The 16721-nt window shown below is 59.4% G+C and carries 20 protein-coding genes; 8 read left to right on the top strand and 12 right to left on the bottom strand.

Annotation, left to right across the window (positions count from 1 at the left end):
* Positions 1 to 3: 3 nt before the first annotated feature.
* Together CXK94_RS12730 and CXK94_RS12725 are read left to right on the top strand one after the other, a co-directional pair.
* Positions 4 to 597, top strand: a complete 594-nt coding sequence (locus tag CXK94_RS12730) for a phosphoheptose isomerase (RefSeq protein WP_037038530.1) — start codon at positions 4 to 6, stop codon at positions 595 to 597.
* Entirely contained in the window at positions 594 to 1172 is a 579-nt protein-coding gene (locus tag CXK94_RS12725) for a BON domain-containing protein (RefSeq protein WP_037038528.1), read from the top strand. The genes CXK94_RS12730 and CXK94_RS12725 overlap by 4 nt, the downstream gene beginning before the upstream one ends.
* Positions 1173 to 1259: 87 nt before the next feature.
* Here the strand turns inward: CXK94_RS12725 and CXK94_RS12720 are convergent, their stop codons facing one another.
* The 7 genes from CXK94_RS12720 to rplM form a co-directional block, all read right to left on the bottom strand.
* On the bottom strand, positions 1260 to 1658 hold the full coding sequence (locus CXK94_RS12720; protein WP_037038526.1) for a ClpXP protease specificity-enhancing factor: 399 nt from the start codon (positions 1656 to 1658) through the stop codon (positions 1260 to 1262).
* 14 nt (positions 1659 to 1672) lie between these two features.
* A complete protein-coding gene (locus CXK94_RS12715; RefSeq protein ID WP_102894610.1) occupies positions 1673 to 2290 on the bottom strand; it encodes a glutathione S-transferase N-terminal domain-containing protein in 618 nt (205 codons plus the stop codon).
* Between the two features lie 86 nt (positions 2291 to 2376).
* On the bottom strand, positions 2377 to 3156 hold the full coding sequence (locus CXK94_RS12710; protein WP_037038519.1) for a cytochrome c1: 780 nt from the start codon (positions 3154 to 3156) through the stop codon (positions 2377 to 2379).
* Positions 3156 to 4367, bottom strand: coding sequence for a cytochrome b (locus CXK94_RS12705; protein ID WP_037038512.1), 1212 nt, complete (start codon positions 4365 to 4367; stop codon positions 3156 to 3158). The genes CXK94_RS12710 and CXK94_RS12705 overlap by 1 nt, the downstream gene beginning before the upstream one ends.
* A complete protein-coding gene (gene petA, locus CXK94_RS12700) occupies positions 4367 to 4960 on the bottom strand; it encodes a ubiquinol-cytochrome c reductase iron-sulfur subunit (RefSeq protein WP_102894609.1) in 594 nt (197 codons plus the stop codon). Before petA ends, CXK94_RS12705 begins: the two co-directional genes overlap by 1 nt.
* Before the next feature lie 251 nt (positions 4961 to 5211).
* Positions 5212 to 5604: a 30S ribosomal protein S9 gene (gene rpsI / locus CXK94_RS12695; protein WP_037038506.1), complete on the bottom strand. Its 393-nt coding sequence runs from the start codon at positions 5602 to 5604 to the stop codon at positions 5212 to 5214.
* 14 nt (positions 5605 to 5618) lie between these two features.
* Positions 5619 to 6047: a 50S ribosomal protein L13 gene (rplM, locus tag CXK94_RS12690; protein ID WP_003281188.1), complete on the bottom strand. Its 429-nt coding sequence runs from the start codon at positions 6045 to 6047 to the stop codon at positions 5619 to 5621.
* A 384-nt stretch (positions 6048 to 6431) separates the two neighbouring features.
* Between rplM and CXK94_RS12685 the strand changes: the two genes are divergently transcribed.
* From CXK94_RS12685 to CXK94_RS12670, 4 genes are all read left to right on the top strand, one after another.
* Positions 6432 to 7469: an NADP(H)-dependent aldo-keto reductase gene (locus CXK94_RS12685; protein ID WP_037038498.1), complete on the top strand. Its 1038-nt coding sequence runs from the start codon at positions 6432 to 6434 to the stop codon at positions 7467 to 7469.
* A gap of 60 nt (positions 7470 to 7529) precedes the next feature.
* Positions 7530 to 8213: an energy-coupling factor ABC transporter permease gene (locus CXK94_RS12680; protein ID WP_102894608.1), complete on the top strand. Its 684-nt coding sequence runs from the start codon at positions 7530 to 7532 to the stop codon at positions 8211 to 8213.
* Between the two features lie 113 nt (positions 8214 to 8326).
* The gene (locus tag CXK94_RS22840) at positions 8327 to 8764 is read left to right on the top strand and encodes a YlcI/YnfO family protein (RefSeq protein WP_423835241.1); all 438 of its coding nucleotides are present in this window, start codon (positions 8327 to 8329) and stop codon (positions 8762 to 8764) included.
* The gene (locus CXK94_RS12670) at positions 8761 to 9060 is read left to right on the top strand and encodes a type II toxin-antitoxin system RelE/ParE family toxin (protein WP_102894606.1); all 300 of its coding nucleotides are present in this window, start codon (positions 8761 to 8763) and stop codon (positions 9058 to 9060) included. Before CXK94_RS22840 ends, CXK94_RS12670 begins: the two co-directional genes overlap by 4 nt.
* 127 nt (positions 9061 to 9187) lie before the next feature.
* Here CXK94_RS12670 and yacG read toward each other — a convergent pair whose 3' ends face one another.
* From yacG to pilB, 5 genes are all read right to left on the bottom strand, one after another.
* Positions 9188 to 9385 (bottom strand): DNA gyrase inhibitor YacG, encoded by a 198-nt coding sequence (gene yacG, locus CXK94_RS12665; protein ID WP_037038493.1) that lies wholly within the window; start codon positions 9383 to 9385, stop codon positions 9188 to 9190.
* Positions 9382 to 9990 carry a dephospho-CoA kinase gene (gene coaE, locus CXK94_RS12660; protein WP_102894605.1) on the bottom strand — a complete coding sequence of 203 codons (609 nt, stop codon included), beginning with the start codon at positions 9988 to 9990 and terminating at the stop codon, positions 9382 to 9384. The genes yacG and coaE overlap by 4 nt, the downstream gene beginning before the upstream one ends.
* A gap of 346 nt (positions 9991 to 10336) precedes the next feature.
* The gene (locus tag CXK94_RS12655; protein WP_102894604.1) at positions 10337 to 11206 is read right to left on the bottom strand and encodes a prepilin peptidase; all 870 of its coding nucleotides are present in this window, start codon (positions 11204 to 11206) and stop codon (positions 10337 to 10339) included.
* Between the two features lie 2 nt (positions 11207 to 11208).
* Positions 11209 to 12426 carry a type II secretion system F family protein gene (locus CXK94_RS12650; protein ID WP_102894603.1) on the bottom strand — a complete coding sequence of 406 codons (1218 nt, stop codon included), beginning with the start codon at positions 12424 to 12426 and terminating at the stop codon, positions 11209 to 11211.
* A gap of 2 nt (positions 12427 to 12428) precedes the next feature.
* The gene (gene pilB, locus CXK94_RS12645) at positions 12429 to 14132 is read right to left on the bottom strand and encodes a type IV-A pilus assembly ATPase PilB (RefSeq protein WP_102894602.1); all 1704 of its coding nucleotides are present in this window, start codon (positions 14130 to 14132) and stop codon (positions 12429 to 12431) included.
* Between the two features lie 319 nt (positions 14133 to 14451).
* Between pilB and CXK94_RS12640 the strand changes: the two genes are divergently transcribed.
* Together CXK94_RS12640 and CXK94_RS12635 are read left to right on the top strand one after the other, a co-directional pair.
* Positions 14452 to 14874, top strand: coding sequence for a pilin (locus CXK94_RS12640; RefSeq protein ID WP_102894601.1), 423 nt, complete (start codon positions 14452 to 14454; stop codon positions 14872 to 14874).
* A 384-nt stretch (positions 14875 to 15258) separates the two neighbouring features.
* On the top strand, positions 15259 to 16632 hold the full coding sequence (locus tag CXK94_RS12635) for an O-antigen ligase family protein (RefSeq protein WP_102894600.1): 1374 nt from the start codon (positions 15259 to 15261) through the stop codon (positions 16630 to 16632).
* Positions 16633 to 16721: the final 89 nt, after the last annotated feature.

Here is a 16721-nt window from a genome sequence, read left to right as displayed (position 1 = left end):
CCGATGGACATGCAAACCCGTATCCGCCAGCTTTTCCAGGCCAGCATCGAAACCAAGCAGCAGGCCATGGAAGTCCTGGCCCCGAGCATCGAGCAAGCCGGGCAGGCCATGGTCAATGCCCTGCTGAGCGAAGGCAAGATTCTCACCTGTGGCAACGGCGGCTCGGCCGGCGATGCCCAGCATTTCTCCTCCGAGCTGCTCAACCGCTTCGAGCGCGAGCGTCCCAGCCTGCCGGCAATCGCGCTGACCACCGACAGCTCGACGCTTACCTCGATCGCCAATGACTACAGCTACAACGAAGTCTTCTCCAAGCAGATCCGCGCCCTGGGCCAGCCCGGCGACGTGCTGCTGGCCATCTCGACCAGCGGCAACTCCGCCAACGTGATCCAGGCCATCCAGGCTGCACACGACCGGGAGATGCTGGTCGTGGCCCTGACCGGCCGCGACGGCGGCGGCATGGCCTCCCTGCTGCTGCCCGAAGACGTCGAGATCCGCGTGCCGGCCAAGGTCACGGCGCGCATCCAGGAAGTCCATCTGCTGGCCATCCATTGCCTGTGCGACCTGATCGACAACCAACTGTTCGGGAGTGAGGAATGAAGCTGCCCCGCCTACCCACGATCGCCCTCGGCCTCTGCCTCGCCGTTAGCGGTTGCAGTTCGGTACTGACCGCCACCCGCGACGAGCCGATTGCCGACGACCGCGGCACCCGCACCATCGGCAGCAAGATCGACGACTCACTGATCGAGACCAAGGCCGCCGTGAACATCGCCAAGGCCCACCCCGACCTCGACAACGCCTCGCATATCGTCGTGGCCAGCTACAACGGCGTCGTGCTGCTCGCCGGCCAGACGCCGCGCGCCGAGCTCAAGGAACTGGCCGAACGGGCCGCAAGCTCGGTGCAACGGGTCAAGCGCGTCCACAACGAACTGCAGATCCTGCAGCCCTCTTCCGCCCTGGCGCGCAGCAATGACTCCTGGCTGACCACCAAGATCAAGACCCAGATGCTGACGGACAACAACGTGCCGGGCTCGCGCATCAAGGTCATCACCGAAAACGGTATCGTCTACCTGCTCGGCCTCGTAACCCGCCAGGAAGGCAATCGCGCCACCAGCCTGGTGCAGGGCGTATCCGGCGTACAACGCATCGTCAAGCTATTCGAGTATATCGACTGAGGACAGCGGCACGCGGCAAGCGAAAACGGGCGCCAATGGCGCCCGTTTTTCGTGACGGCTCACCGCCGCCCTGGCTTGTCGCTAACGCTATTTGACGACCTTCAGACTCGGGCGGCCACCCGGGCGCGGAGCGCCACCGTCACCGTCATCGCTCGACCCGTCATCATCCGGCGGGGTGGGCTCGATCTCGAACACCATGCCCTGACCGTTTTCCCTGGCATAGATCGCCATCACCGCCGCAGAGGGGACGTTGAGCGAATGGGCGATACCGCCGAAACGGCCTTCGAAACTGATCGCCTCGTTATCCATGTGCAGATGGCGCACGGCGCTGGGGGCCACGTTCAGTACGATCTGGCCATCACTGGCGAATCCGGCGGGCACCTGTACGCCCGGATACTCGGCATTGACCAGCAGGTGCGGCGTGCAATCGTTGTCGACGATCCACTCATAGAGCGCTCTTACCAGATAAGGGCGGCTTGAATTCATGACGACGTCCTCTTTTAGCGCATGTCGCGCTCGACGGCGGAAAGACCGGCCTGGAAGGCCTCGCGGGCGAAGTTGCGCTCCATGTAGTCGAGCAACGGCCTGGCCGCTCGCGGCAACTCGATACCGAGTCTGGGCAAACGCCAGAGGATAGGCAACAGGCAACAGTCGACGAGACTCAGCTCGTCGCTCATGAAATAGGGCTTTTCACCGAATATCGGCGATACGCCGGTCAGGCTTTCACGCAACTCCTTGCGCGCCTGCGCACGCTGCGGCTCGGCAACGCGCTGATCCAATATGTGATCGGCCAGTGAGCACCAGTCACGCTGGATACGATGCGCCAGTAGCCGCGTATTGGCGCGAGCCACCGGGTATACCGGCAGCAGCGGCGGATGCGGATAGCGCTCTTCCAGATATTCCAGGATCACACCCGGCTCATACAGCGCTAGGTCGCGATCCACCAGCGTCGGCACGCTGGCATAGGGGTTCACCTCTGCCAACCTGGCCGGGCATTGCCCCGCCTCGACATCGATGACCTCGACAGCGACCCCCTTCTCCGCGAGCACGAGGCGGACACGGTGGGAATAGTGGTCGGCGGGATCGGAATAGCAGACCAGGCGGTTGGCTGCAGCCATAGGCCCCTCACTCTCTTATTTGGAGGCAGAAAAAACACGCGCGCCCATTGGGCGCGCGCAAGGTACAGCTTGAACAGCTAGAGCACTTAGTGAACGTCTTTCCAGTACTCGCGCTTGAGCAGGTAGGCGAACACGAAGAAGACGGCCAGGAACAGCAATACATAGGTACCGATGCGTTGGCTCTCCAGCTTGACCGGGTTGGCCGAGTAGGCCAGGAAGGTCACCAGGTTCTTGATCTTCTCGTCGTATTCGGCTTCGGTCAGCTCACCGGTGCCAGGCTCTACGACCATCTGATCACAGGCTTCCTTGGTGATCGGCGTGCCGGTCAGCGGATCGAACTGCTTGCGGCCATCCTCGACCACCTGGACCTGCTTGCAACCGACGACCCGGCGCCCCTGCAGCGGAGCCAGCACATGCGGCATGCCCACGTTCGGGAATACCGTGTTGTTGACGCCATAGGGACGCGCAGGATCTTCGTAGAAGCTGCGCATGTACGAATACAGCCAGTCGTTGCCACGAACCCGCGCGACGAGCGTGAGATCCGGCGGTGCAGCACCGAACCAGACCTTCGCATCGTCAGGCTTCATGCCACTCTTCATGTGGTCGCCGTACTTGGCATCGGTGAAGACGATGTTGTCCATCATGACTTCTTCCGGAATACCGAGGTCGGTAGCCACTCGCTCATAGCGCTGGTACTGCGCGCTGTGGCAGCCCATGCAGTAGTTGGCGAAGGTCTTCAGACCGTCCTGCATGGCCGCCTTGTCGGTCAGGTCGATATCGACCTTGTCCAAGTGGGCCTCGGTGCCGGCAGCAAAGGCAAAGGCCGGCAGAATTGCAAGAATCAGTGCAGCAAATTGCTTTTTCATCAGCCATCCACCCTTTGCGGAACCACTTTGGTCTTCTCGAGCTTGGTGTAGAACGGCATCAGGATGAAGTACGCGAAGTAGATGACGGTACAGATCCGAGCCAACAAAGTGCGCTCAGGGGTCGGAGACAATACGCCCAGCACGCCGAGAATGATGAAGGAGACGCAGAACGCCAGCAGCGCAAGCTTGCTCATCCAGCCCTTGTACTTCATGGACTTGACCGGACTGCGGTCGAGCCAGGGCAGGACGAACAGCACGGCAATGGCAGCGCCCATCGCAATGACGCCGAGCAGCTTGTCCGGTACAGCGCGCAGAATCGCGTAGAACGGCGTGAAGTACCAAACTGGAGCAATGTGTGCCGGCGTCTTGAAGGCATTCGCCACTTCGAAGTTCGGTTTCTCGAGGAAGTAACCGCCCATCTCGGGGAAGAAGAACACGATCGCACAGAACACGAACAGGAACACCACTACGCCGACGATGTCTTTGACGGTGTAGTACGGGTGGAACGGGATGCCGTCGAGCGGCACACCGGCCTCATCCTTGGTCTTCTTGATGTCGACGCCCAGCGGGTTGTTGGAGCCGACTTCATGCAGCGCCAGGATGTGCAGCACCACCAGACCGAGGATGACGATCGGCAGGGCAATCACATGCAGGGCGAAGAAGCGGTTGAGGGTGATACCGGAAATCAGGTAGTCACCGCGGATCCACTGGGTCAGATCACCACCGATGACCGGAATGGCACCGAACAGCGAAATGATCACCTGGGCACCCCAGTAGGACATCTGCCCCCAGGGCAGCAGGTAGCCCATGAAGGCCTCGGCCATCAGCGCCAGGTAGATCATCATGCCGAAGATCCACACCAGCTCGCGGGGCTTCTGGTAGGAGCCGTAGAGCAGGCCACGGAACATGTGCAGATAGACCACCACGAAGAACGCCGAAGCGCCAGTGGAGTGCAGGTAGCGGATGATCCAGCCGTACTCCACATCGCGCATGATGTATTCGACGGAAGCGAAGGCACCCTCAGCGGAGGGCTCGAAGCTCATGGTCAGCCAGATACCGGTAAGGATCTGGTTGACCAGCACCAGCAACGCCAGCGAACCGAAGAAGTACAGGACGTTGAAGTTCTTGGGGGCGTAATACTTGGCAAGGTGATCTTCCCACATCTTGGTAGCGGGGAAGCGGGCGTCGACCCATTCCATGAACTTGCTCATCAGGCGTTCTCCTGGTCCACACCGATGATGATGACATTATCGGTCTCGTACGAGTGCGGGGGCACCGGCAGGTTCAAGGGAGCGGGCTGCGCCTTGTAGACGCGACCAGCCATATCGTATTTGGAACCGTGGCACGGACAGAAATAGCCACCCAGCCAGTCGGCGCCGAGATCGGCCGCAGCCACTTCGGGGCGGAAGGACGGGGCGCAACCCAGGTGGGTGCAAAGACCAACCACCACCAGGATCTCCGGCTTGATCGACCGGTTCTTCGGATCGACATAAGCCGGCTGTTCCGAGGCCTTGGACTCCGGATCCGCCACCTGCACGGCGACCTTCTCCAGATTCCCGAGAATCTCCTCGGTGCGGCGCACGATAAATACCGGCTGACCGCGCCATTCGGCGACCATCTGCTGCCCCGGCTCGATCTTGCCGATATTCACCCTTACCGGCGCACCGGCAGCCTTGGCCTTGGCACTCGGGAACCACGATCCCACGAACGGGACCGCGGCACCCACCGCTCCTGCAGCACCCACCACCGAAGTGGCGGCTACGAGGAAGCGACGCCGGCCAGCATTCACGCCGTCATTGCTCATTCAGTCGTCTCCCATCAGCTTCTTATGACCCGCTCTAGGGCAGGCATGTACTACGTAAAATTGAGCCGCGAAAAATTCGCCAAATGGTAAAGAAAAGGCCCTCTTCTGACAAGGTAATAGCCTGTCACAAAACACCTGCAGCCCCGTAAAACGGGACCTCCCGGCACGTGACACGCTGTCGCACCAGAAATCCGACCCATAAAAAAACGCCCAGCTCCGAATGAAACTGGGCGTTTCTTGTAAAGCGCGAATTAGCGCTTGGAGTACTGCGGACGCTTGCGCGCTTTGCGCAGACCGACCTTCTTGCGCTCCACTTCGCGAGCATCGCGAGTGACGAAACCGGCCTTGCGCAGCGGGCTACGCAGGGTCTCGTCGTACTCGATCAGAGCGCGAGTGATACCGTGACGAATGGCGCCAGCCTGACCACTGACACCGCCACCCAGAACGGTGACATAGATATCGAACTTCTCGACGGTCTCGGTCAGCTCGAGCGGCTGACGAACCACCATGCGGGCGGTTTCACGACCGAAGAAGTTGTCCAGCTCACGGTTGTTGATGGAAATCTTGCCAGTACCCGGGCGCAGGAAGACGCGCGCGGTTGCAGTCTTGCGACGGCCAGTGCCGTAATTTTGAGTCGCCGACATAATGAACTATTCCGTTAAATCTTCAGTTCTTGGGGCTGCTGAGCGGTGTGCGGGTGGCTGGCACCCTTGTAGACCTTCAGCTTACGATACATGTCGCGACCCAGCGGATTCTTCGGCAGCATGCCTTTGACCGCGGTCTCGATCACACGCTCGGGCGCCTTGGCGATCAGCTTCTCGAAGTTGATCGACTTGATGCCACCCGGGAAACCGGAGTGAGAGTAGTACATCTTGTCGGTGGTCTTGGCACCGGTAACACGTACCTGCTCGGCATTGATCACGACGATGTAATCGCCGGTATCGACGTGAGGCGTGTATTCCGGCTTGTGCTTGCCACGCAGGCGGCTAGCGATTTCGGTTGCCAGACGACCCAGGGTCTGGCCGGCAGCGTCGACGACGAACCAGTCGCGCTTGACGGTTTCCGGTTTAGCAGTAAATGTCTTCATTCGTTATAGCCTCAGGGGCCGCCCTGAAAATAAGACGGCGAATCTTACTGAATAGTGCTCGCCCTGGCAAGGTCAGGGCAGCCGGAAACAGACGCTATCGGGGGCTCGGGTCAGCGCGTCCGCCACGGCGGTGGTTCGGTAGGCTAGGCATCCCCTACCTTTGGCTTGCGTCGACAGGCTAGGCATCCCCGCCGACAGGCTGCGGAATTATCCTGATTACCAGGAAAATAGCAATCGACTTTTGGCATCGACCGAACAACACGACCACGATGGCATCAAAACCGATGCACGCGGCCCGTCGGCAGGCCGCCCCATGCCGACGAGCACGAGCGACGCCATCTTCGTTAAGCTTCCAGACATCAGTTTTCAACCCGAGGAATACCCATGGAATTTCGTCGACTAGGCCGCTCCGAACTTGAAGTGAGCTCGCTCTGCCTGGGCACCATGACCTGGGGCGAACAGAACAGCGAAGCCGACGCTTTCGCCCAGATCGACAGAGCAAAGGCAGCCGGCATCAACTTCATCGATACCGCGGAGATGTATCCGGTACCGCCGCGAGCGGAAACCTACGCCACCACCGAGCAATACATAGGCAGTTACTTCAAGGCACGCGGCGATCGCGCCGACTGGATCCTGGCGACCAAGATCGCCGGCCCAGGCAATGGCATCACCCACATTCGCGACGGGCACCCACGATTCGACCGCCAGCAAATCCGCACCGCCATCGATGCCAGCCTCCGGCGCCTGCAGACCGATTGGATAGACCTTTACCAGCTGCACTGGCCCGAGCGCAGCACCAATTTCTTCGGGCAATTGGACTATCGGCACCAGGAAAGCGACTTCACCCCTCTCGAAGAGACCCTGGAAGCGCTGGACGAAGAGGTGCGGGGCGGCAGGATACGGTGCATCGGCCTCTCCAACGAAACGCCCTGGGGCACCATGAAATATTTGCAACTGGCCGAAAGCCGCGGCTGGCCACGCGCGGTCTCGATCCAGAACCCGTACAACCTGCTCAACCGCAGCTTCGAGGTCGGGCTGGCGGAAATCGCCATCCGCGAACAATGCGGACTGCTCGCCTACTCGCCCCTAGCATTCGGCATGTTGAGCGGCAAGTACGAAAATGGGGCACGGCCAGCCAACGCACGCATCACCCTGTTCCAGCGCTTCGCACGCTATACCAACCCACAGGCAAAAGCCGCCTGTTCGAGATACGTGACCCTCGCCCGCGAGCACGGTCTCGATCCCGCCCAGATGGCACTTGCCTACGTCACCGCACAGCCCTTCGTTACCAGCAACATCATCGGCGCCACCACCATCGAGCAGCTCGCGGCCAACCTCGCCAGTGCCGACCTGAAACTGTCGGCCGAGGTTCTTGCGGGGATCGAGGCGATTCACACCGAACAGCCGAACCCAGCCCCTTGAACACCGACAGCGATCAAGCAACGCCCCCCCCCGGAAGCAGCACACCAAGGAGCCACGGGAATGATCTCCGCCCACCTACTTGCCCCATCCAGCATACTTGCGGGCTGGCTGGTCTATACGCTCGCCTTGCTCTGGGCAGCGTGGCGCGCGCCATGGGTCGAGCTGTTCAGCGATACGCGGCGCCAACACCTGCTGTTTGGTGCGATGCTGGCCATTTTCCTGCTCTGGCTGGTTCGGCGCGATTTCGACTCGGGACTGTCCTTCCACTTCATTGGCCTGACGGCCGTTACCCTTTTGCTGGATTGGCCACTGGCCATCCTGGCCGCCTTCAGCGCACAACTCGGCCTGACGCTGACAGGTCACCAGCAGCTGACGGCATTGGGGTTGAACGGCGTCCTGCTGGTACTGATTCCGGTACTGGTCACCGTCATTTGCGCCCGCCTGGTCGAGCGCGCTCAGCCCCGCAACCTCTTCGTCTTCATTTTCTTTTCCGGCTTCTTCCCGGCCGCCCTGGCCGCGTTGCTTTGCGTGCTGGCTTCGCTGGGAGTCCTGCTGATCGATGGACGCTTCCCGATGCCGCCTTGGCTGGAGGACTTCGCAGGCTATATCTGGCTGGTGATGTTTCCAGAGGCATTCATCAACGGCACCGCCATCACAGCACTGGTGGTGTTCTACCCGGACTGGCTGGAAAGCTTCAACCAGAGCCGCTACCTGCAGGCACCCTGGAAGGATGATGAGCGATAGACGGGTTTCTCCCGCCCTACAAGCCTGCATAGTGCTCCGCCCGTCGTAGGCGGGTTGCAACCCGCCGAACGGAGTTCACCCCACAGCGGGACAAAGTCAGAACGGGGCACTCGATGCTTTCGCGGGGCCAGGTTCGCGAGCATGGCTCGCTCCTACGGGAGGGCGCGAAGGCAAAGATGGCTTATGACCCTGATGGCATCGCAGAGTTGCCACGTCCACCAGTAGCAGCCAAACTGCATCGCAAATGCAACGCAAACCAACGTAACGCAGGCTATTCCATGAAAACCGCAACCCTGCCCTCGATTCGTGTCCAGCCCGAACTCCGACAGGCCGCCGAAGCCGTACTCAAGCCCGGAGAAACTCTGTCTTCGCTCATGGAACAAGCTCTGAGGCAGAGTATCGCCGCCCGACAGGATCAGGAAGACTTCATTAAGCGCGGACTCGCCTCCGCGTCGCGTGCCAGATCGACTGGCCGCTACCTACCAGCAGGCGACGTACTCGCGACCCTTGAGGAACGCTTGCAGCAAGCCCGAACCAGTAAGCGCCGATGACATACCAGATACGCTTCACAGAAGAAGCGCAGGCGGACCTGCTCAGGCTTTACGATTTCCTGCTTGAGCGCGACCTCGACCTGGCTGAGCGCGCACTCTCCACCATCCGCCAGGCTCTCGCCCTGCTAGAAAGCTTCCCCCTCTCCTGCCGCAAGCCTCTGGCCGACACCCCACGCTTTCGTGAATTACTGATTCCGTTCGGCCGGGAAGGCTATGTGGCGCTCTTCGAGATCGACAGCGCCACGACGGTCACTATCCTTGCGCTCAGACACCAGCGTGAAGACGATTATCAGTGACTGATTCAGGGCGTATCACGCGGGCATCCGCTTTATGCGATGCAGAAACCGGGAGGAGACGCTGAGGCCATGCCCGCGATGCTTTGCATGGCCGGGTTCGCGAGCATGGCTCCTACAGAGATTGCGCCTAGTGCTGGCGAGGCGGCATATCACCGGAGAACAGCTCATCCTCCAGTTCGTTACCCGGAATGGCGTGCTCCTCCGAAGCCCACGCCCCCAAATCGATCAACTTGCAGCGATCCGAGCAGAACGGCCGGTGCGGGCTCTGCACTCCCCACTCTACCGGCGCCCCACATGTGGGGCACTCAACGATGGTCGCGGTCATTGCCGGCCTCCCCGCAGTGTCAGATAAAAACGATGCAAACGCTCCACCTCGGACTTCAGCCAGGACAAATCACGGTCGTTCAGCAGCACATCGTCAGCATGCCGTAGACGCTCCTCGCGCCCCGCCTGGACCTTGAGAATCGCACGCACCTGCTCCTCACTGGCCTGGTCCCGACCAATGGTGCGCTGTATCTGTAGCGCCTCCGGCACATCCACCACTAGCACACGATCGACTTGCCGGTACTGTCCCGACTCGACCAGCAGCGGCGAGACCATGATCGCGTAGGGTGATTCGGCAAGCGCAAGATGCCGGGCAATCTCCGCCCGGATCAGCGGATGCAATAGCTGCTCAAGCCATTTCCGCTCCTCAGGACGACGAAATACCCGCTCGCGCAGCGCGGCACGATCCAACTCTCCATTCGGCAGAAGGATACCTTCACCGAAGTGCTCGGCAATCTGCCGCAGGGCGGGACGGCCAGGCTCGACCACCCAGCGCGCGGCCTGGTCGGCATCCACGACATGCACGCCCAGGCTGGCGAAATGATCGGCCACGGCGGTTTTGCCACTACCGATGCCGCCGGTCAATCCAAGAATCCAGGGTTTCATCAGGCAAACACACCAGCTGTGAATCAGGACGCGCAGTAGTAACCACTCGACTCACGAAGCGCAAGCCCCGGCCGACAGTGAGGTGAATGAGACAAGCCCTATGGAAGGCGCGCCCCGCAAGGATTGGCGGCAGGACAGCCAAAAGCTTGACAAGCATCGCCCCGAGGTCGGGCCTCCCACAAAAGCGGCATGCGTCCACCGGACCCGGCGGGAGGCGCGCCCTCGCGGCGATTACAGGCCGAAGGTCTGCCCGAACGGCTGACCCCACCTAACCTGGATGGCAAGCCTCTCCGACGCCGGCGGCCCCACCTATCGCCCAGGATAAAGCTGAAGACTTTCCGCAACCCTAGAAACGCGCGAACTGCAGATAGCTTTGTGTGATCCAGTCACCCCAAAGCAGAGCGACCCACCCCGCAATCGCCAGGTACGGCCCGAAGGGGATAGGCGTATTGCTCTCGGCATTCTGGACCCGCAGCAGAATGCTTCCAAGCACAGCCCCTACCACCGACGACAGCAGAATGGTGAGCGGCAACACCTGCCAACCGCCCCATGCGCCCAGCATCGCGAGCAGCTTGAAATCGCCATAGCCCATACCTTCCTTGCCGGTCAGCAGCTTGAATAGCCAGTACACGGACCACAGGCTCAGGTACCCCGCCACCGTCCCCCACAGCGCGCTCTCGAGGGAGACGAACAAACCGAAGTCATTGAGGATGAGCCCCAACCAAAGCAGCGGCAGCACCAGCGCATCGGGCAACAATTGATGATCGACATCGATCATGCTCATCGCCAGCAACCCCCAGGTCAGCAGCAGCATGGCACCCGCCTGCCAGGAGAAGCCGAAATGCCAGGCAACGTAGCCCGACAGCAGCCCGCACGCGAGTTCCACCAGCGGGTAGCGAGCACTGATCGGCGCCTTGCAGGACGAGCATTTGCCCCGCAACGCCAGCCAACTGAGCAGAGGAATGTTCTCCCACGAGCGAATCTCATGGCCGCAGCGCGGACAATGCGAGCCCGGCAGCAGAAGATTGAAGCGCTCGCCAGCCGGCTCCGGCGGGTATTCCAGATACTCCCGCGCCTGCATGCGCCAATCGCGCCGCATCATGACCGGCAAACGATGAATCACCACATTGAGAAAGCTGCCCACCAGCAATCCCACCAGGGCAGCGGACAAAACAAAGGCCAGCGCATGGCTGGCCAGATAGTCGACGAGAATCATGCTTAAACCACAGAGCCCAGCTGGAAAATCGGCAGATACATGGCAATGATCAGGCCACCGACCAGAACCCCCAGCACCGCCATGATCATCGGCTCCATCAGACTGGTCAGGCCATCGACCATGTTGTCGACCTCATCCTCATAGAAGGTGGCAACCTTGCCCAGCATCTCGTCCAGCGAGCCGGACTCCTCGCCAATCGCCGTCATCTGCACCGCCATCGTCGGGAAAGTGCCGGTGGTGCGCATGGAGAAGTTCAGCTGCATACCAGTGGACACGTCATTCTTGACCTTCTGGGTGGCGCTACGAAATACCACGTTACCCGTAGCCCCCGCCACCGAATCCAGCGCATCCACCAGCGGCACACCCGCAGCGAAAGTCGTCGACAGAGTGCGGGCGAAACGGGCAACCGATGACTTGTAGAGAATCTCACCAACGATTGGTACCTTCAGCAACAAACGGTCGAACCAGTTGCGGAATTTTTCGGAGCGCTTGTGCGCCTCCTTGAAAGCAAAGCCCCCCCCGATCAACCCCGCCAGAACAACGAACCACCACTCCTGCAGCGCCTCCGACAAGCCAATCACCATCAAGGTAAAAGCCGGCAACTCGGCGCCGAAATTGGCGAAGACTTCCTGGAACTGTGGCACCACCTTGATCAACAGAATGGCCGATACGATGATCGCCACCACCACCACCGCAATAGGGTAGTTCATCGCCTTCTTGATCTTGGCCTTCAGCGCCTCGGTCTTCTCCTTATAGGTCGCCACGCGATCGAGCAGGGTTTCCAAGGCGCCGGATTGCTCGCCTGAATCGACCAGGTTGCAATACAGGTCGTCGAAGTACTGCGGCTTCTTGCGCAAAGCCGTCGCAAAGCTGTTACCTGCCGCAACCTCCTGCTTCAAGTCATCCACCAGCTTGCGCATGTTCGGGTTATCGAAACCCTCGCCGATGATGTCGAAAGATTGCAGCAGCGGCACACCGGCTTTCATCATGGTCGCCATCTGTCGGGTGAACAGCGCGATATCCATCGGCTTGATCTTCTTGCCCGCCCCGAACAACGAGGCGGACTTCTTGCGCACCTTCTGCGGATTGATGCCCTGCTTGCGCAGTTGCGCTTTCACCAATGCTGGGCTCGTCCCACTCAGCTCGCCACTGACCTTGCTGCCCTTGCGGTCGGTTCCCTCCCAGGTGAACACACTGGTCCTGATCGCTTTCTGCGCCATGCTTAATCCTTGGTGACCCGGTTGACTTCTTCGAGGCTGGTCACGCCCTGCATGGCTTTCAGCAGTGCCGAGGTTCGCAGGTCGTTATAGCCGTCTTTGCGCATCTGGGTGGAGATATCAATGGAATTGCCGTCTTCCATGATAATCCGCTGCAATGAAGGCGTGTTTTTAACCACTTCATAAATACCGACACGCCCCTTGTAACCACCCTTGCAGTTATCGCAGCCAACCGGCCCGTAAATCTTGAAGGTTCCTATCTTTTCTTCCGGGAACCCTTCTCGCAACAAGGTCTCGCGCGGCACCTCGATTTCCTTCTTGCAACTGCTGCACAGCTTGCGCGCCAGGCGTTGAGCGATGATCAGATTCACCGAGGTGGCGATATTGAAGGCTGGCACGCCCATGTTGCGCAGGCGGGTCAGCGTTTCGGCAGCGCTATTGGTGTGCAGCGTCGACATCACCATATGCCCGGTCTGTGCCGCCTTGATGGCGATCTCGGCGGTTTCCAGGTCGCGAATCTCACCGACCATGATGATATCCGGATCCTGGCGGAGGAAAGCGCGCAATGCCTGAGCGAAATCCATACCCTGACGCGGATTGACGTTGACCTGATTGATGCCTTCCAGGTTGATCTCCACCGGATCTTCGGCCGTGGAAATGTTTACATCCACCGTATTGAGAATATTCAGGCCGGTATACAGCGAAACCGTCTTGCCGGAACCAGTCGGCCCGGTTACCAGAATCATGCCTTGCGGTTGGCGCAGCGCATTCATGTAAAGCTCTTTCTGCTCCTCTTCGTAGCCCAGCGCATCGATGCCCATCTGGGCGCTGGACGGATCGAGGATACGCATCACGATCTTTTCGCCCCACAGGGTGGGCAGCGTATTGACACGAAAATCGATGGCCTTGGTCTTGGAGATCTTCATCTTGATCCGACCATCCTGCGGCTTGCGGCGCTCAGAAATATCCAGCCCGGCCATTACCTTCAGGCGCGCGGAGATACGCGGCGCCAGCTGTATCGGAGGACGAGCCACCTCATGCAGGATGCCGTCGGTACGCAGCCGAACACGGTAGGCCTTTTCATAGGGCTCGAAATGGAGGTCGGACGAACCGCCACGAATAGCATCGAGCAGCATCTTGTTGACGAAGCGTACGACCGGCGCATCGTCTGCCTCTCCACCCGCCTCATCGCCTTTCGCATCATCCGACACACTTTCGACATCGACACCATCCAGGTCGACATCCCCCAGATCCTCCAACCCTGTCGAATCACTCTCGTAAAGCTTGTCGATAGCCTGACCGAGCTTGTCATCTTCTACCAGAATGGCTTCCGTATTCAGCCCGGTACTGAACTGGACATCGGAAACGGCCTGATGGTTGGCCGGGTCTGAAACCGCTACGAAGAGCTTGTTGCCACGCTTTGCAAGCGGCAGTACCCGGTGCTGGCGGGCCAATTTCTCGCTGACGATATCCTTGAGGAAGGACTCCTTATCCAGTGCCGACAAATCCAGCAGCGCAACACCGAACTGCTCGGAGGCAAGCTCGGCAACTACACGACCTTTCGCCAGCTTGTTCTGCACGAGATAAGTAACAAGAGGCGACTTGTTGCGCAGTGCCTGCACCTGCGCCTGTTGCGCCGTTTTTTCATCCAGCACCCCGGCCAGCACCATCTGCCGGGCCAGCCCGGAAAGGGAAATGTGTTCGCTCATGGCGGTCTCGCTTTGGTCAGTGCCAGCCTTATAGCGCAGTTGTTGGGAGCTGCAAACAAGAGCGGTGCCAAGTGACGTTCTAGGTCACATATCGCCGCCCAGAGCCTGTTTGCACGAAAAACATAAAAGCAGCCGGACCTGCCAAGCTGGTTTATACACACAAAGTGCCATCATCCAGAATGATTACCTCACTCCCTCCACGACCCCAAACAGGACGCACATCACAATATTGAGCAAGGAGCGAAACCTGAACATAAGCTGGCATGCAAACTGCTTTATCTGCGGCAGGCTCAATGCCTTAACACTCAAGGAGACTCAAATGAAAGCTCAGATGCAGAAGGGTTTTACCCTTATTGAATTGATGATTGTTGTGGCGATCATCGGGATTTTGGCGGCCATCGCCATTCCGCAATACCAAAACTACATCGGTCGTTCCCAGTTTTCTGAAGCGCACGCACTTTTGTCCGGTGCAAAAGTTGCTGTTCAGGAAAAAATTGATCAAGGTGAAGCCATTATCGGCACGGATTTGGAGTTGCAATTAGCAGGGACTTATGGGGATATCACAGATCCTGCAGATGCCGCCGCCGGTGCAACTACTTACTCCCTCGTTTATATCTTTGACAATGCAAATCCGAGCCTGAATGGCAGCAGAGTAACTTACGCTTACGATCAGGCTACCGGTAAGTGGACTTGCACTACAGATGCTGATGCAAAGTTCGTAACCAAGTGCAGTGCCTCCTAAACATAGGTTAATCCTATAGAGCGGGTGAAAACCGCGCGGTTACGCACCATCTGACAACACGAAACCCTGCCATCTCCGGCGGGGTTTCGTGTTTTATGAGTGCCCCGGACGATGGCGCTGTTCGGCGAATTGCTGCTGCGTTCGGCAATCGTTCCACGTAGCGCCAAACGATTATCGGTGAATTTCACCAGCCCTACTGTTCTGCGCCGTATAACTGCGCGGTTATACGCATCACCTAACCAAAATGAAACCATGCCCTCTCCGGCGGGGTTTCATTTTTTGTATGGCTTGCCGCATGGCGTCACCACCACCGACCCTAAGCCTGTTTGCGTGGCTCACTTATTGCCTAATGTGCGTTAACTTTTTGAAAAAGCTTTACCAAAAATGAAAAGGCTCTCTGCAATAACCTACACACTGCTTGCGTTGATCTTTACCTCCTTCTGCTTATCCGCCACAGAGACCTGGCACCTTGGGTATAGCTGGCATGATCAGCAACGCATCTACCAATTGGGTCTGCTTTGCGCTGGCGCCCCGCTGGCTGTGTTGTTACCCCAAACAGCCTTGCCGCGACCTGCTCTGTTGCTTTTGGCTGGCCTGCTTCTTCTGGGCCTGTGCTCGTCCGCGCTTGCCGTCTGGCCGGACTGGGCGCTGAAGGAATGGAGTCGCTATGGCGGGCTGCTTCTGCTGGCGTTGCTTATCAGCGGCTTGAAAACACGCCCAACCTGGCAAAACTCCATACTCTGGGCAATGGCCGCTATCGGCTTTACTCATGCGTTCCAGTTTCTCGTTTACTACATGACGGCTTTTGTCTCCGGCATGTGGATGCTCGATGCCGATCTTCTGTTCAACGGCTTTTCCAATCCCCGCTTTTTCGGCCAGTTCCAGGTCATGCTGATGCCCGTGATGGCGCTGTTGGTGGAGCGTTGCCGTCAACAGCTGCGCTGGGCACTCGCCGCATTGCTGACGCTGGCGCTCGTGAGCCAATGGTGCATCGCCTTTACCCTTGGCGGGCGGGGCCTGTGGCTGGGGCTGCTGGTAAGCCATCTTGCGCTGCTGCTGATCAACCGAAAGCTATGGCGCATTTTGGCCTTGCAGGCAGCCGCCGCATTGTTCGGCTTTCTGCTATTTGTGCTGCTGTTCAAACTGATCCCTCTCTGGCTGGGCCTTGATCCCGCGCTGCGTGACAACTTGCGCACCAGCCTTTCGGGCCGTGAACGCATCTGGCAATGGGCATGGGAAATGGCCCTGGCCAACCCTTGGCTAGGCGCCGGCCCCATGCACTACTCGGCAACCTATAACCCCATCGCCGCCCATCCTCATCAGGTTGTTCTGCAATGGCTGGCTGAGTGGGGCTTTGCCGCAACCCTTATCGCCCTCGCCCTAGGCGCCTGGGGGCTGCTGCACGGCGCCCGCCACCTGCGCCAAGCGTCCGCCAACGAACTGGACGCCGGGCTATGGGGGGCAATCGTCGGCGCATTGGTACTGGCGCAGGTCGATGGCGTTTTCGTCATGCCCTATACGGAAACCTGGCTGGCATTGCTGATTGGCCTAGCGTTGGCTCGCTGGTCCAGAACTGCAACACCCTCCCGCACCCAACGCCTCGCCTGTGCCATCATCGCAATACCAGTGCTGCTGGTGCTGGGGAACGTCCTCATAAGAGAAGTCTCCATTCTGCCCCAAAACATAGAAGCCTACATGATTGAACATCACACCGGCTGGACTCCGCGCTTTTGGTCACAAGGCTGGATACCCATGTAAGCCCAGTGGACACGTGGTTGCGCACTGCCTACCCTTGTAGGGCGGGTGAAACCCGCGCGGTTATACATCGCCTGATCGGCCACACAAAA

This window comes from Stutzerimonas stutzeri (genome assembly GCF_002890915.1).
In the GTDB taxonomy this organism is placed as follows: domain Bacteria; phylum Pseudomonadota; class Gammaproteobacteria; order Pseudomonadales; family Pseudomonadaceae; genus Stutzerimonas; species Stutzerimonas stutzeri_AF.
Note: the sequence above shows the minus strand (reverse complement) of the source record. Positions and strands in the feature narration are given on the sequence as shown.

Coding starts and splice junctions, on each gene's coding strand:
- CXK94_RS12730 (WP_037038530.1), top strand. CDS start 4: ATGGACATGCAAACCCGTATCCGCCAGCTTTTCCAGGCCAGCATCGAA.
- CXK94_RS12725 (WP_037038528.1), top strand. CDS start 594: ATGAAGCTGCCCCGCCTACCCACGATCGCCCTCGGCCTCTGCCTCGCC.
- CXK94_RS12720 (WP_037038526.1), bottom strand. CDS start 1,658: ATGAATTCAAGCCGCCCTTATCTGGTAAGAGCGCTCTATGAGTGGATC.
- CXK94_RS12715 (WP_102894610.1), bottom strand. CDS start 2,290: ATGGCTGCAGCCAACCGCCTGGTCTGCTATTCCGATCCCGCCGACCAC.
- CXK94_RS12710 (WP_037038519.1), bottom strand. CDS start 3,156: ATGAAAAAGCAATTTGCTGCACTGATTCTTGCAATTCTGCCGGCCTTT.
- CXK94_RS12705 (WP_037038512.1), bottom strand. CDS start 4,367: ATGAGCAAGTTCATGGAATGGGTCGACGCCCGCTTCCCCGCTACCAAG.
- petA (WP_102894609.1), bottom strand. CDS start 4,960: ATGAGCAATGACGGCGTGAATGCTGGCCGGCGTCGCTTCCTCGTAGCC.
- rpsI (WP_037038506.1), bottom strand. CDS start 5,604: ATGTCGGCGACTCAAAATTACGGCACTGGCCGTCGCAAGACTGCAACC.
- rplM (WP_003281188.1), bottom strand. CDS start 6,047: ATGAAGACATTTACTGCTAAACCGGAAACCGTCAAGCGCGACTGGTTC.
- CXK94_RS12685 (WP_037038498.1), top strand. CDS start 6,432: ATGGAATTTCGTCGACTAGGCCGCTCCGAACTTGAAGTGAGCTCGCTC.
- CXK94_RS12680 (WP_102894608.1), top strand. CDS start 7,530: ATGATCTCCGCCCACCTACTTGCCCCATCCAGCATACTTGCGGGCTGG.
- CXK94_RS22840 (WP_423835241.1), top strand. CDS start 8,327: ATGCTTTCGCGGGGCCAGGTTCGCGAGCATGGCTCGCTCCTACGGGAG.
- CXK94_RS12670 (WP_102894606.1), top strand. CDS start 8,761: ATGACATACCAGATACGCTTCACAGAAGAAGCGCAGGCGGACCTGCTC.
- yacG (WP_037038493.1), bottom strand. CDS start 9,385: ATGACCGCGACCATCGTTGAGTGCCCCACATGTGGGGCGCCGGTAGAG.
- coaE (WP_102894605.1), bottom strand. CDS start 9,990: ATGAAACCCTGGATTCTTGGATTGACCGGCGGCATCGGTAGTGGCAAA.
- CXK94_RS12655 (WP_102894604.1), bottom strand. CDS start 11,206: ATGATTCTCGTCGACTATCTGGCCAGCCATGCGCTGGCCTTTGTTTTG.
- CXK94_RS12650 (WP_102894603.1), bottom strand. CDS start 12,426: ATGGCGCAGAAAGCGATCAGGACCAGTGTGTTCACCTGGGAGGGAACC.
- pilB (WP_102894602.1), bottom strand. CDS start 14,132: ATGAGCGAACACATTTCCCTTTCCGGGCTGGCCCGGCAGATGGTGCTG.
- CXK94_RS12640 (WP_102894601.1), top strand. CDS start 14,452: ATGAAAGCTCAGATGCAGAAGGGTTTTACCCTTATTGAATTGATGATT.
- CXK94_RS12635 (WP_102894600.1), top strand. CDS start 15,259: ATGAAAAGGCTCTCTGCAATAACCTACACACTGCTTGCGTTGATCTTT.